The organism is Psychrosphaera haliotis (assembly GCF_009728465.1).
Taxonomy (GTDB): Bacteria; Pseudomonadota; Gammaproteobacteria; order Enterobacterales; family Alteromonadaceae; genus Psychrosphaera; species Psychrosphaera haliotis.
Genome location: NZ_WOCD01000001.1, coordinates 16256 through 30556 on the forward strand (window position 1 = coordinate 16256; position 14301 = coordinate 30556).

General features: G+C 39.4%; 12 protein-coding genes. 3 read left to right on the plus strand and 9 right to left on the minus strand.

All coding sequences use genetic code 11. The annotated features are described in order from the left end of the window. Position 1: 1 nt before the first annotated feature. The gene (locus tag GNP35_RS00100) at positions 2 to 487 is read right to left on the minus strand and encodes a low molecular weight protein-tyrosine-phosphatase (RefSeq protein WP_330997649.1); all 486 of its coding nucleotides are present in this window, start codon (positions 485 to 487) and stop codon (positions 2 to 4) included. 286 nt (positions 488 to 773) lie between these two features. Here GNP35_RS00100 and GNP35_RS00105 point away from each other — a divergent pair, with 286 nt between their 5' ends. After that, on the plus strand, positions 774 to 2162 hold the full coding sequence (locus GNP35_RS00105) for an MATE family efflux transporter (RefSeq protein ID WP_196492362.1): 1389 nt from the start codon (positions 774 to 776) through the stop codon (positions 2160 to 2162). Positions 2163 to 2247: 85 nt separating this feature from the next. Here GNP35_RS00105 and putA read toward each other — a convergent pair whose 3' ends face one another. The 4 genes from putA to GNP35_RS00125 form a co-directional block, all read right to left on the minus strand. Then, the gene (gene putA / locus GNP35_RS00110) at positions 2248 to 6054 is read right to left on the minus strand and encodes a bifunctional proline dehydrogenase/L-glutamate gamma-semialdehyde dehydrogenase PutA (RefSeq protein ID WP_155693416.1); all 3807 of its coding nucleotides are present in this window, start codon (positions 6052 to 6054) and stop codon (positions 2248 to 2250) included. A 339-nt stretch (positions 6055 to 6393) separates the two neighbouring features. Continuing rightward, positions 6394 to 7365 carry an aldo/keto reductase gene (locus tag GNP35_RS00115; RefSeq protein WP_155693418.1) on the minus strand — a complete coding sequence of 324 codons (972 nt, stop codon included), beginning with the start codon at positions 7363 to 7365 and terminating at the stop codon, positions 6394 to 6396. Positions 7366 to 7397: 32 nt separating this feature from the next. Next, on the minus strand, positions 7398 to 7949 hold the full coding sequence (locus GNP35_RS00120) for an NAD(P)H nitroreductase (protein WP_155693420.1): 552 nt from the start codon (positions 7947 to 7949) through the stop codon (positions 7398 to 7400). A gap of 78 nt (positions 7950 to 8027) precedes the next feature. Next, positions 8028 to 8573: an HvfX family Cu-binding RiPP maturation protein gene (locus GNP35_RS00125; protein ID WP_330997650.1), complete on the minus strand. Its 546-nt coding sequence runs from the start codon at positions 8571 to 8573 to the stop codon at positions 8028 to 8030. Between the two features lie 142 nt (positions 8574 to 8715). On the opposite strand from GNP35_RS00125, the gene GNP35_RS00130 reads away from it, so the two are divergent. Beyond that, on the plus strand, positions 8716 to 8895 hold the full coding sequence (locus GNP35_RS00130; RefSeq protein ID WP_155693424.1) for a hypothetical protein: 180 nt from the start codon (positions 8716 to 8718) through the stop codon (positions 8893 to 8895). Here the strand turns inward: GNP35_RS00130 and GNP35_RS00135 are convergent. After that, positions 8889 to 9989: a DUF3083 family protein gene (locus tag GNP35_RS00135; protein WP_155693427.1), complete on the minus strand. Its 1101-nt coding sequence runs from the start codon at positions 9987 to 9989 to the stop codon at positions 8889 to 8891. The genes GNP35_RS00130 and GNP35_RS00135 overlap by 7 nt on opposite strands. Positions 9990 to 10201: 212 nt before the next feature. Between GNP35_RS00135 and GNP35_RS00140 the strand changes: the two genes are divergently transcribed. Next, positions 10202 to 11386: a class I SAM-dependent methyltransferase gene (locus tag GNP35_RS00140; RefSeq protein WP_155693429.1), complete on the plus strand. Its 1185-nt coding sequence runs from the start codon at positions 10202 to 10204 to the stop codon at positions 11384 to 11386. 123 nt (positions 11387 to 11509) lie between these two features. Here the strand turns inward: GNP35_RS00140 and GNP35_RS00145 are convergent, their stop codons facing one another. The 3 genes from GNP35_RS00145 to GNP35_RS00155 all read right to left on the minus strand — a co-directional run bounded on the left by GNP35_RS00145 (position 11510) and on the right by GNP35_RS00155 (position 14264). Further along, the gene (locus GNP35_RS00145) at positions 11510 to 12922 is read right to left on the minus strand and encodes a metallophosphoesterase family protein (RefSeq protein WP_155693431.1); all 1413 of its coding nucleotides are present in this window, start codon (positions 12920 to 12922) and stop codon (positions 11510 to 11512) included. 85 nt (positions 12923 to 13007) lie between these two features. Further along, entirely contained in the window at positions 13008 to 13358 is a 351-nt protein-coding gene (locus GNP35_RS00150; RefSeq protein WP_155693433.1) for a hypothetical protein, read from the minus strand. 102 nt (positions 13359 to 13460) lie between these two features. Then, complete coding sequence (locus tag GNP35_RS00155; protein ID WP_230961246.1) at positions 13461 to 14264, minus strand: pirin family protein; 804 nt, start codon at positions 14262 to 14264, stop codon at positions 13461 to 13463. Positions 14265 to 14301: the final 37 nt, after the last annotated feature.

Here is a 14301-nt window from a genome sequence, read left to right on the forward strand (position 1 = left end):
TTTAATTAGGTTCGTTTTTAATTTGATGAAGAAGACCATCGCTTGCGTCTTCAATGAGGTCCAAAACAAATTCAAATCCGGCGGCACCACCATAGTATGGATCAGGTACTTCACTTTCGTCAGCGTACGTCTGACAAAACTCAGTCATTAACCTTACTTTAGGTTGGTACTCTTCTGGGCAGCGCTCTATTAAATCTGAAAAATTTGCGTTATCCATTGCTAGGATAAGGTCAAACTTTTCAAAGTCATGTTGCTCTACTTTTCTCGCGGAAATTTCTGTGAAGTCATATCCTCTATTTTCACCTACTTTTTGAGAACGACTATCAGGGCGTGCACCTTGATGATATGCCGCTGTGCCTGCGCTATCCACAGTTATATCAAACCCAGCGTTTTTAGATTTATGTCTAAAAACAGCATGAGCTGATGGTGAACGACAAATATTGCCTAAACACACGAAAAGTACAGAATTAATAGAAGCTAATGTCACTTAACAGATAACCTTGTTTGAAATTTAAACTAAGTGGTTTAACAAAAAAATGTAGGACAAAAAGAAAAGGGTCAAAAGACATCTTACTTGCCAAACCTATGTCCCCATTAAGCCATACTGTAAGGAATATTTAAACTATTTCTGACAGGAAAATAGAGTGTATATACTAATAATTTATTATTTTTAGTTATTAGTCGCCAAATAACTCAAATCAACAGATTATTTCTAGCCATCATTAGTGATTAAATAGATAATAAAGCACCCTATGCGATACAGAAGTGCTTCAATGACCCAAGTGAAATCAAAACTGTTTGATTTAAATGAAACTCGACACCTTTTAAAGCTGGCCATTCCGCTTTTAATTACCCAAGTAATTACGGCATTAATGCTATTTACAGATACTGTTATTGCGAGTCAGTTAAGCCACGTTGATATGGCCTCGGTTTCCGTTGCAACTAGTTTGTGGGGACCTGTTGTTTTTTCTATCCAAGGACTGCTAATTGCCGTCACTCCCGTAGTAGCACAACTCCTAGGGGCTTCAGGCTCTAATAATGATACAAAACCACTTGTTTCAACGCTTTATCAGGGAATGTACCTCGCGTTAATTGTTTGCTTTTTTGTGGTACTAATTTATCAGTTTGTAAACGTACCGCTTGATAACCTAGATTTAGAACCTGAACTCCATGAAAAATCTTTAGGTTATTTGCAGTTTGCTATTTGGGGCATATTACCAACCTGTTTATTTTTTGTTTTCAGAAGCTTTTTTGAAGGCATAGGCTTAACTACTCCAGCTTTGATTACCGGCGTAATTGGTTTAATTCTTAACATTCCTCTCAATTATATTTTTGTTTTTGGTGAGTTTGGCATGCCACAACTTGGTGGAGCGGGCAGCGGATTAGCTACCGCCATCATTCAGTGGATAAGCTTTATTGTGCTTTTAATTTATTTACACAAAGGCAAAAAGCTTAAACCAATGAAAGTATTTAGCCGTTTTGAAAAACCAAATTTAGAAAAAATTAAAAGCCTGTCTCGAATCGGCTTACCTATTTTTGTATCACTTTTATTTGAAACTACCTTATTCGCATTTTCAGCGTTAGCGATTGCACCACTAGGCGCAATTGCTATTGCTGGTCACCAAGTTGCATTTAGTTACAGTAGCGTTGTATTTATGGCTCCGCTAAGTTTATCTATGGCGGCCACTATTCGCATTGGTTACTTAAAAGGTTTTGGCGATATAAATATGCTTAAACAGGCAATTAAAACATGCTTTGTTTTAGCCGCAGCATTTGGTTCATTTGTAATGCTAATAACTTATCTGTTCAGAGACTCAATCATTTCTATGTATACCGAGCAACCTGAAGTAGTTGCCCTCGCCTCTAGTATTTTAATCATTACCGCTATATACCAATTACCAGACGCCGTTCAGGTAATGTGTGCGGGTATTTTTAAAGGATTAAAAATCACTAAGCCTCTGCTTTATATTACCTTTATTGCCTACTGGCCGTTAGGTTTTGGACTTGGTTATATGCTTGGCAGAACCGATATACTTGTGCCAGCAATGGGACCGGCCGGATTTTGGTGGGGAATTGTTTTAGGTTTAACCGCCGCGTCAGTAATGTTCTTCTACTGGCTCAGAAAAACACTTAAACACCCAGATACGTTTTTACCTGATTAGGCCGTTTCCATTTGGAATGGTTAAAAGCTAACGTCATTTACCAATAAAAAAGCCCGCTTAAAGCGGGCTTTTTACTAACTATAAATCAGTCTTCTTCAGTAAGCGTCATCAATGATGTATTACCGCCAGAAGCCGTTGTATCAATACTCACTGTTTTCTCCGTCAACATACGCGAGATTAGGTTATCGTCATACTCTGCTTCGATTACAGGTAATATCGCACCAAAACGTCGAGCAAGTTGCTCTGCTACATAAGCAGTACGCTTTGATCTAGATTCGATTACAACACCGGCTAAATCTTCATGTGCCAATAGAGGTTCTAAGTGGCGAAGACGAGCAACCTGTAACACTCCCTTTTCAACACCTGTCGCTAGTAACTTTTCTCTGAACGCTTGAGCTTCCTCATAGAATAAGTCTGATACCACAGCAACAACTACATTACCCGTTGCCAGTGCAGTAACTACAGAAAGCGTCCAATAGTGGAAAGATACGTTTTTATCGGCGAAACAAACTAACGTACCACGAGGTTCATAGTACAGAGTATTTGATTCACCCGTTGGTCCAGGTAATTGAACTGGACGCTTCATCTTACGTTCAATGTTAATTAACTGATTACGAGAAGCTCTTAACGTCTCTTCTAAGTCATCCGCTAAGTCTTCAACAATATCTACTGTTGCGATACTTGCTAACAACTGACGAACATAAGACAAACGTTGAACCAAATCAGTTAATCGCCACGTTTCTCTTGTTACTTTTGCTGTATCCATTAACTCACCAGCGGCATCAATAGACAGGTCGTCCGTCTCTAGCGCTGGATCTTCATCAGGATATTCAAAGTCATCTGGCGTTGCTTTTTCTATCATTAAACGAGGTAAGTAGTTTGGTCCGCCCGCTTTAGGTCCAGTACCTGATAAGCCTCGTCCACCAAACGGTTGAACACCAACTACTGCGCCAATCATGTTACGGTTTACGTATACGTTACCCGCTCGTGATAATCTTGCCAGCTCAAGTGTTCGCTCTTCAATTCTAGAATGTATGCCCATGGTTAAACCAAATCCAGTTGAGTTTATTTGCTCAATTACTTCATTGATTTGATCCGCTTTAAAACGAATAACATGCACACATGGACCAAAGACTTCTTTCTCTAGCTGATTAATATTATCGATTTCGTATAAACGAGGGGCAAAGTAAGTTCCGTTTTGGCAGTCTTCACCAAGTACACCTTCAAAAACTAACTTACCCTTTGATTTCATTGACTCAGCATGACTGGTTAATGTTGAAAGCGCTTTTTCATCGATAACCGGGCCAACATCCGTTGATAACAAAGCGGGATCGCCAATGGACAATTCTTCTAATGCGCCTTTAATCATTCGGATTACGTTATCAGCAATATCTTCTTGAACAAACAGTACACGTAACGCCGAACAACGCTGGCCTGCACTTTGGAAACCAGACGCAATCACGTCATCAACAACCTGTTCAGGTAACGCTGTAGAGTCAACAATCATACAGTTTTGACCGCCCGTTTCAGCAATCAAAGGAACTTGCTCTCCGCCACGTTCAGCCAATATTTGTGAAATTAGAGTGCCTGTCTGTGTTGAACCAGTAAACATTACTGCTTTAACACGTTCATCAGGCAATAATGTACTGCCAACTTCTGGGCCTTTTGCGATAACAAGTTGCACTACACCTTCTTTAAGGCCAACTTGCTTCATTAATTCAATTGCTCTAATAGCAATTAAACTCGTTTGCTCAGCTGGTTTTGCTAGTACCGTATTACCGGTCACAATAGCAGCAACCACTTGGCCTAAGAATATTGCTAACGGGAAGTTCCAAGGGCTAATACAAACGATAACACCACGAGGTTCTAAGCGATTATCTTCTGCTAGTTCTTCAGCGCGGGCTGCATAATAACGACAAAAATCTACTGCTTCTCGAACTTCATCCACGCCATCCTTCGCAATTTTACCGGCCTCTTTAATACAAAGACCAATAAGCTCTTCCATATGTTCTTCAAGAATGTCTGCAGTTCGGCGTAATAATTCAGCACGCTCCGCAATTGGAGTTTGAGACCATGAGTTAAACGTCGAGTCAGCTTTTTCTAGCATACTTAACATGTCAGCAGGCTCTGCAAACTGATGGTAACCAACAACTTCATCATGATTTGCTGGGTTTAACACCGGATGTAGCGTTTTATTTGAAGCATCGGCTGTTGTAGATGCTTTCACGTCTGCTTGATTATTTTCAAACCAATTGACCAATGACTTTTTAAGTGTCACAAGCTCATTAATGTCTGTTAGATCTAGACCTTTCGAATTGTTTCTTTCTTTGCCAAATATTTGATGTGGCAAATTAATTTGTTCGTTGTAAATAGAAGACAAACGTTGCGTTCTTTCCATTGGGTCAAAGAGCAAGTCTTCTACTGGCTTATCAACATCAACTATCGCATTAACAAATGACGAGTTTGCGCCATTTTCTAAAAGACGTCTTACTAGGTAAGCAAGTAAGTCTTCGTGCACACCTACTGGTGCGTAAATACGACATTGAATTTGCTGTTCGCTTACAATTTGGTCGTAAAGGCTGTCGCCCATACCGTGTAAACATTGAAATTCAAAACCTTCTTTATCATCACCCGCCAGTTCCAAAATAGTAGAAGCGGTATAACCATTATGAGTGGCAAATTGTGGGTAAATGGTATCGCGATACTCTAATAGTTTATTTGCACATGCGTGGTATGAAACGTCTGTAGACGATTTACGAGTAAACACAGGGAAATGAGGTTCGCCATCGCGCTGTGCATTTTTTATTTCAGAATCCCAGTAAGCACCTTTAACTAAACGCACCATTAATTTGCGATTTGTTTTTAGCGTTATGCTGCGAAGCCATTCAATTACAAAAATTGCACGCTTTTGATAGGCTTGAACCGCAAGACCAAAACCATTCCAATTACCAAGATCATCATCAAGAAAAACAGCTTCAATGATGTCTAATGAAATGTCTAATCGCTCGGATTCTTCAGCATCAACTGTAAGGCCAATATCCCACTCTTTTGCCATCAATGTTAACGCTTTTAGCTTTGGTACAATTTCGTCTAACACTCGTTGGCGGTTACCAAATTCGTAACGCGGGTGAATTGCCGATAACTTTACTGAAATGCCTGGGCTGGTTCTCGGTCCACGACCTTTCGCTTTTTTACCAATAACTTTTATTGCATCTACATACGCTTGGTAATACTTATCCGCATCTTCCATGTTACGAGCACCTTCGCCCAGCATGTCGTAGGAATATACGTAACCTTTTGTTTCTTTTTTCATGGCGCGTTCAGTGGCGTCTTCAATGTCTTCGCCCATCACGAACTGTTGACCCATGATTTTCATTGCAACTTTCATTGCTTTTCTAATCACAGGCTCACCAAACTTACCTACGGTTCTTTTTAATACACCATATTGCGCTTTAGTGCTGTCGCTAGAGTATTTAACCATACTACCGGTAAGTAACAGCCCCCAACTAGAAGCATTAACAAACAAAGACTCGCTGCCACCAATATGGCGACTCCAAGAGCCTTGGCCAATCTTATCTTGTATTAACTTATCTTGCGTTCCTTTGTCTGGCACTCGCAGTAAAGCTTCGGCCAGGCACATAAGCACAACGCCTTCTTCTGAAGACAATGAATATTCATTTAAGAGTGCATCTATGCCGCTGTTTTCCGTATTCTCTTTACGAATACGCACAACCATTTTACGTGCCCTTTCCCATGCTCTACTTCGAGCAGCAAGGCTGATCTCAGCCTCAGGTAGGATATACTTCATTGCCTCTTCTTCATCAATACGATAAAAGTCTCGAATTTTTTGACGAATTGGGCAATCTGTAATTAGGTTGTCGTTAAACAACATAGGCAAAATCCTCTTAAACAAATTATGAGCTACCTAAGTGGTAACTTCGAATGGCGCGCATTCTAATTGAAATAATAACTAACTGACTAATAAAATATATTGTGTCTCTACACTTAGTTTTACTTATCTATTTAATAAGTGATCACAGTGCATTAAATGAGCGATAACTGCAACCTTAGTCGCTTGAATTTAAGGTGACAACGTTGAACACAAAAAAAACAAACTTTTGCTAAACGTTACAAACAATTATTTGGTTTAGATAGAAATAAATAAACTATTGATGGAAGGTTGTTAGCTGGCCGTTCATCGCAAGCGACAAACAGCCAACAGAGTTTCCTATTAAGGAAGCTCTTCGCCCCTAGCTGATACATAAAGTTCGTACCATTGGTCACGAGACAACTCTATTTTAGTTGCCTGTGCTGCGGCTTTAATTCGGTCTGTGTTTGTTGTACCAACCACAGGCATAACGTTTGCAGGATGTTTCATTAGCCACGCTAAAATAACGGCTTCTGTCGATGTTTCTTTTTCAGCAGCAATGCGGCGTACTTTTTCCGCGGTTTGCTGTACAGCTTGGCTTTCATCATTCACATTACGGCCACTAAACAAACCTTGGCTCATGCTGCCCCAGGCTTGAATTTGCACATCCTGAGATTGACAATACTCAATAGTCCCAGCAGTAAAGGAATGACCAGGTGCATTGCCTACGTTATTTAGAATACTCTGTTCTAACCAATCTAATTTGCTTAAGCTCATCTCAAGTTGGTTTGCAACTAACGGCGACTTCATTTTGCTTTGTAATTGCTGCATTTGATTTGCTGACATATTAGAAACGCCAAACTGACCTACTTTGCCTTGTTTTTGCAATTCAGAAAAAACCTCAGCGATTTCTTCAACATCCATCAACACGTCTGGTCTATGTAACAACAAAATAGGTAAATGCTCAATATTCAAACGCTCTAAAATGCCTTCTACACTAGAGCTTATCCACTCTTTTGAAAAGTCATAACGCTTAGGTGTAGTGCCAGCATCAAAACGAATGCCACACTTGGATTGCAGAACCATTTGCTTTTTGAGTTCTGGACGTGACTTTAATACTTCACCAAATACTTGCTCTGCTTTACCAAAAGTATAAATATCTGCGTGATCAAATAACTGGAACCCAGACTCTAATGCCGTATCTATAACTTCATTAGCCTGGCGGATGTCGTCTTTTGAAACTGGATTCTGATTCCAGCCGCCACCTAGTCCCATACAACCGTATATAAGTGGATTAGTAACACCTAATTTTTGTAGCGCACTTGTAATTTTCATTTGATCCCTAATGTGTTCTTTAATTCGGTAGATTAACGCCAATAGCGAACGTATTTGCTGGCATCTCGATCTCTTTTAATTGGCGGCTCACACTCAGGTGTGCCTAAATATAGAAAGCCAATAATTTCATCTTCTTGAGTTAAGTCAAAAGCATTACGAACGTTAATGTCGGTAGCAAAACTACCAGTACGCCAAATGCCGTTAAAGCCCATAGCCTGTGCCGCCATTTGCATATTTTGAGTTGCACATCCTACTGTAGAGACCTGCTCAACACGTGGCACTTTTTCATGTTCTTGATAACGCATGATTGTGACAATGATCATAGGCGCTCTAGACGTCATTTTTTTTGATTTTTCAATTTTTTCGATACTAGAATCTGCTTTTATTGCAGCATCAGTAAAAATAGTTGTTAACTTATTTAAACCTTCCCCTTCACAAACAATGAAATCAAAAGGTGATAAATGAGCATGATCTGGCGCTCTTAGTCCAGCCTGAATGATTTGATCAAGTTGTTGTCCCGACGGTGCGGGTGCCGAAAGCTTTGAAAATGATGATCGGGTCAATAAAAGATCTAACGCCTGCATGTTCGATTCCTGTGATAAGCAATGGCGTTAGTTTACCGTGTTTACTCAAACTATCCCATACCCTTTTATATCAATAGTCTAGTGGCCTTGTTTAAAGATTTTTTTGCGCAAAAAGTGATCAGCACTGGTATAGCGACCGCCACCGGTAAAAATCAAAACAAAAACCATAATAAAATAGGTCGCTGCGAATTCTATGCCGTTATTTAAAATAGTGATGGAGCCAGAACTGGTGAGCCATTCATAATTACCATACTCTTTTAGAATTGAGATTGCCGCTTGCTTCTTTTCAACGGCGTCTAAAACTCGTTCATTCAGCAAAATAGTACCGTCCGCCAACCAACTAGTGGCATCGGATAACGCTAACCAACCATTTTCAGCATGTGCTGTTATCGCAGCAACAACCATGGTAAAAGCCAATGGAATTGATATTAAGCGAGTAAAAAGTCCAATTAATAAAAGGAAACCGCCTACTAACTCGGTACTTGCGGCTAACAAGGCTAATACTTCCGGAAAAGGCAGTCCTAAGCCCCAATCTGGATTACCAAACCAAGCTGATGTTCCTTCAAAATTTTGGAATTTTGTCCAGCCAGCTTGAATGAAAATAGGCGCTAAATATAAACGCAATAAAAGTGGCGCTATACCATCCAAATAGTTAAATTTTTTGTTGCTTGGTCATATACTGAAACTACAGACATTGAGAGTATCCCTTTATAGTTCTTTGAATTATATTTATAGACAGGCAAACAAGGAATAAACTTACACAGTAATGACTGAACTTTCGAAAGAAGAGCGTTTAAAGAGAGCTCGAAATAAAATGCGCTTAATGCGTCGCCAAATAGACGACGCCAAACAAAAGCAACTAAAACTTAAGAATTTAGTTCGAGTTTATGTGTCTCAACGACAAGACGTTAGCGTAGCTGTTATTAAACGTTGGTTAGATCAGTAGGTAAACTGTATCTCAGATGCTGAAAGAAACCGACAAGTTATAACGTCCCTGCTTGGTTCAATATGTAAAGCCTCTGTTAAACTAGAAATAGCGTTGTGCACTCTTTTAACAAAAGGTGCATAACTTGACTGGAAATCATCATCTGACTTCGCCGAAATCACTATCTGAATGTAGTCCACCAGCTTTTTAGAGTCGAACAAACACAGATAACGGTGATCTTTAACGTTACTGTCAAAACCGAGTTTTACAATTTCATCTGACTCAAGTTCAAATTCTTCATCGTTGATACTGATAAATGGCTGTTTGCCATTGGCAACTATTGCAGCGTGGTTAAGTGACTGCGCTTCTAATGCATTTTTAATAGAATTAGATAACTGGTTATATAAACTCGAATACTCAAAACCCAATTGGCTATTTTCAAACTTATTGGCAAGTTCAATGTTAATTGGCATTTTAACAACCACAAAATGATTAGATTTGTGAACTTTAGGGATTATAAGCCCCTGTTGATTATAACGAGTAACAACAGACCTAAAACCATGAGTCACCGTTTGCTTATGGCCTTTTTCTGGGGCAAATAAATCATAGGTAATGTGTTGAAAGTCTCTTAATTTAAATAACTCAACGGCTACATCAATGTCACTAGCAAAGTCTGCTAATAACGCGGTTACTTTACTATGGAGGTTTACCGCTTGACTACGAATGTCATTTCCCGACGCCAATACAACAAACACAATTTTACTAACTTTAGCATCAGGCTCTATATAGCTATGGAAACCAAAGTATTGAGTTGGCGAATATGAAACTAAACACTGCATGTCTGTCATAAGCACGTTATTTTCTTCCCCGTACCTAACTTTAACAAGCTTGTCGTTCGCAACAAACAGACCATTTCTAATGCCATATTCTTTACAACATTGAAAAAAGCGATTTTTCAGCTCAATCAAACCAACATTGTTTATATCAATTGATATTGCGCTAGTGGGTATTTCTAACAAAAAATACTGATTTTCACGGCTGTTTGATGGTAGGTATAGTTTTTGCGACTGGCTCTTTTTATATCGTGATGAATGTCTTCTATTTAATATTGGCATGACTAAGCTACCCAAGTTAATTAAGTTACAAAATAAAACAGATTGGTATATTTTCTGCTCTAAAATGTACGCGAATTTCTTTAAGCTTTAGTGACTAAGATATGACTAATATATTAAAACTTTTTTGAATCCAGCTTATTATTCATTGCTATAATTACCATTTAGACTAAAATCCGCGACCCATTTATCGCCTTTACAAAATAGAGCCCTGTATGCCTGCAATTATTATTAGAAATGAACGTGTCAAAGCCGTAACTCGTAAACACCCTTGGATATTCTCTAAAGGGGTTAAAAAAGTAGTAGATAACCCTAAACTAGGCGAAACTATTGATATAAAAGACGAAGACGGCAACTGGCTAGCAACAGGCTCTTATTCTCCTCATTCACAAATTAGAGCTCGTATATGGAGTTTTAATGAAGGTGATACGATTGATCACGACTTTTTTGTAGCGCGTATCGAGCGTGCAAAAGCTATTCGCGCTGACATCATTGAAAAAGGTCAGTTAACAGGTTATCGCCTTTTAGCAGCTGAAAATGATGGTTTACCTGGTGTAACCGTCGACGTTTTTGATACAACGATTGTGATTCAATTGGTAAGTGCAGGCGCAGAGTTCCAACGAGACAATATTATTTCAGCATTAAAACAAGTGTTCCCTGATTTCACTATTTACGAACGTTCTGATGCAGATGTACGTGGTAAAGAAGGCATCAAAAAAACACGTGGTTTAATTCATGGTGAATTACCTGAAGATGTAATAATTTCAGAGAACGGCATTAAAGCGTACGTTGATGTTGAACAAGGCCATAAAACGGGCTTTTACCTTGACCAACGTGACAACAGAGCATTGTTAGAAACCTATGTTAAAGACAAGTCTGTTTTAAACTGCTTCAGTTATACAGGTACTTTCGGTTTGTATGCACTTCGTGGTGGTGCAACAAGTGTTACTCAGGTTGATCTTTCTGCTGAAGCATTAGCAATAGCTGAGCGTAATGTAGAGCTTAATGGCTTTGATAACTCTAACGTTGAATATGTTCGTCACGACGTATTTAAGTTGCTTCGTAAGTATAAAGAAGATGGTAAAAGGTTTGATGTGATTGTAATGGACCCACCAAAGTTTGCTGAGTCTAAAGCGCAGTTAAACGGTGCATGTCGTGGCTATAAAGACATTAACCGTATTGCTATGGAACTATTAAACCCAGGCGGTCACTTATTAACGTTCTCATGTTCTGGTCTTATGGAAACAAATCTTTTCCAAAAGGTTGTTGCTGATGCGGCTCTCGATGCAAATCGCGACGTTTTCTTTAAAGAGAAGTTAAACCAAGCCCACGACCACATTATTGCAAGTACATACCCTGAAGGTTTTTACTTGAAAGGTTTTGTTTGCCAAGTATTCTAAGTTATTGGCGCCATATTGTTATCTGATATGGCGCGTCTTTCTTTTCACTTTATTATAAACTCTAACTCGATTTATAAAGTCCCACTTAGATCTCTGTGTTCGTTTTCTCAACTCTCTTCTAAATCAACTCTCTTCTAGATCAAAGAAAAGCTGATGATTATCAGAAGTAATTAAGCTATACCCTTTTAATGTTCCATCCTCATTTAATTCCACTAAACCTGCCGCTGATTGCGTATGCAAATTTCTTTGTTTAAAACGGCTTGCCTGCGCTTTTAATGGGTGATGTTCAATTTCCAACTTTCTTCGCTTGGTAAAAAGGTTCAACAGACTGTGCGGTGAATAAAGAAACCTGTCTATATAATCAAAGAACTTAAGTAAGCCTGGTGGAAATTGATTTTTGAAACCACTGCAGGTCAACTGCCAAATTTTATCCGTGTCGGAGCTAAATCGCCTCTCGGCTGAAAAACAAAAAGAGTAATGAACATCACCAGACATAATAATAACTTCGTCTGGCGCGTTGTCATGACGTAACATATTCATTAACTTTTTAGCGGAGCCTTGATGGGCCATCCAATTCTCAACGTCCACCAGCAACTCCTTGCCCACTAGAGCACAAGCTTTTTGAACCACTTCAATGGCTTTTACGCCAAAAACTGGAGCCGGTGAAACTAATAACATGGAGGTTTGCGGCTCAAATAGTTGTCTCTCCAACTCTTCTAAGTATTTAAAGTCCATAAGACCACTTGGATTTTTAGCGGATGTTTCTGAGCGCCAACGGTGCGTCCGTGTGTCCAAAACCACTATTTTAGGTTGGCTTTGTACTTCGTAGTGCCAGTCATTAAAATCATACAGGCTTTCAGTAAACTTATTGTCGGCAAAATCACCTGTCATGGATAACTGTTTAATGGTGTTTATAAGCGGTTGATGATTATCTGGGTTGTTGCCCCAGCCTTGAAATACCGTGTATGACAACAAAGCATCTCGGATCATTTGACGAGTTATTAAATGCCCATAGACATGCTCTTCCCAATCAACACTTAAATTCCAATCATCGGTAACGTCATGATCATCAAATATCATCATGGTTGGGGTATTTGCCAATGCATATTCAAAGTCAGGCAGTGTTTCTATAAAGCCTTTTAATGCTTGCCAGTCATTTTGATAAGCGACTTTAAGCTGACCATGCACTTTCTCTTCTGCTTTTTCCACGTCGTCCGTAACAAAACTCCAGACGCTTGAAGACCAAGTTAATAAATAAACGGCAAAAAACTCATCAAGTCCTATTAAGTGATTATCATGAAATCGAGAAGAAATGATGTCAGTGCCATGCCAAAATTCAGACCAGCGACTTTGATCTTCTTTTTTGGGAAACAATTGGCTTCGATTATTCAATGAATATCGCCAGTCAAGTTGCTGCTTTGATACATTCCCTAGCTCATGCTCCGCTGAAAATAATCCAAGCTTTTTAGATAACGCTTGCGCGGCTACTAACATAGGTGCAGACACGTCATCGGCATATACCTGATCGCCCGTCATCAATAAGTAATCTGGACGCGCATCAAAATCTTCTTTAATTTTATCCGCAATACCATTAAAAGCATCTACCGATGGATGATCGGGTTTACGACAGGAAACCTTGTATTACAGAAGAGATGGTTTCGTTAACCTTAAAATGTCCTAAGACATCGCTACTAGGCTTTGCAGTTGGTATATTGTTAAGGATAGTATATGAGTGCTCAGTAGAGAGCGCCCAATGTTCTGCCATCGGTCTGATATTAATAAGGTAGGCAAAGCACTTTTCCCCCAACTGAACAAAGTCTAGGGCTTGCTGAATATCGACCTTGTTGGATAAGGCCATAACTTCTAATTGGTAATCATGCAATCCATCGGCAACAAACCAAATATTAGCTTGATGTTTGTCTACGAGTCTTAGAAATGGACCACATAAAATGGTTGGTGGGTGTATAGCCACAAATGTCTCAACTTCGATCAAATAAATTACTATAACCCCATACTATGGCTAGGATTGGTAATTTATTCAACCGATTACAAGCTTTTGTCGATGGTTATAATGTTACACAAAGTGTCCGGATTGATAATCTTTAAGCGCCGTATCTATTTCAGACATTTTATTCATCACAAAAGGCCCATATTGCACTATTGGCTCACCTATTGGTTTAGCTGCCAACAATAAAAAGCCGGCTTCACTCTCCTCGTGACTGGAAACGTGAGAGCCAATGTCAATGCCAGAGTGAGTTTGAGTGCTAAAGTTAGTGTCAGTGTGGTCATTTTTGATATTAATAACTTCACCTTCTGACAATACCGCAACTTGTTTAGCAACAACCTTACTACCATTGACTGTTATCTCACCTTGATAAACATAAATGAAACCGCACTTTTCATCTAGGATACTTGTCTCTAAAAAACCCGAGGCCAATGTTATGTCATATATCTCAGCTTGAATATCATCTCGCACAACCGGGCCTACTTCACCTTCGCCGTTAAATTGACCGGCTATGACTTTTACTTGTCCTTTGCCCTTTATAGCTGGCGATTCACTAATGACCGGAATATTTTCTTTCGGAATATCGATATAGCGCGGAGCTTGAAGCTTGTCTTTACTTGGTAAATTTAACCAAAGTTGAAAACCGAATAACATGCCAGAATCTTGTTTTGGGGTTTCAGAATGAACAATGCCCTTGCCTGCTGTCATATACTGAACGCCACCAGAGGTAATTAAACCATGTCCACCTGTTGAGTCATTGTGTTCCATGCTACCTTGAACCATATATGACAATGTCTCAAAACCTTTATGAGGATGTGGTGGAAAACCAGCAATGTAATCATCTGGGTTATCCGAGCGTATTTCATCAAGCATTAAAAAAGGGTCCAGGTTTCCTAAGCGCAGGTTGCCC

Excerpts from the sequence above, each read along its gene's own strand:
- GNP35_RS00145 (WP_155693431.1), bottom strand. The coding sequence starts at position 12,922 with ATGACGGGCGATCAGGTATATGCCGATGACGTGTCTGCACCTATGTTA.
- GNP35_RS00115 (WP_155693418.1), bottom strand. The coding sequence starts at position 7,365 with ATGAAAATTACAAGTGCGCTACAAAAATTAGGTGTTACTAATCCACTT.
- GNP35_RS00135 (WP_155693427.1), bottom strand. The coding sequence starts at position 9,989 with ATGCCAATATTAAATAGAAGACATTCATCACGATATAAAAAGAGCCAG.
- GNP35_RS00120 (WP_155693420.1), bottom strand. The coding sequence starts at position 7,949 with ATGCAGGCGTTAGATCTTTTATTGACCCGATCATCATTTTCAAAGCTT.
- GNP35_RS00130 (WP_155693424.1), top strand. The coding sequence starts at position 8,716 with ATGACTGAACTTTCGAAAGAAGAGCGTTTAAAGAGAGCTCGAAATAAA.
- putA (WP_155693416.1), bottom strand. The coding sequence starts at position 6,054 with ATGTTGTTTAACGACAACCTAATTACAGATTGCCCAATTCGTCAAAAA.
- GNP35_RS00105 (WP_196492362.1), top strand. The coding sequence starts at position 774 with ATGACCCAAGTGAAATCAAAACTGTTTGATTTAAATGAAACTCGACAC.
- GNP35_RS00140 (WP_155693429.1), top strand. The coding sequence starts at position 10,202 with ATGCCTGCAATTATTATTAGAAATGAACGTGTCAAAGCCGTAACTCGT.
- GNP35_RS00155 (WP_230961246.1), bottom strand. The coding sequence starts at position 14,264 with ATGCTTGATGAAATACGCTCGGATAACCCAGATGATTACATTGCTGGT.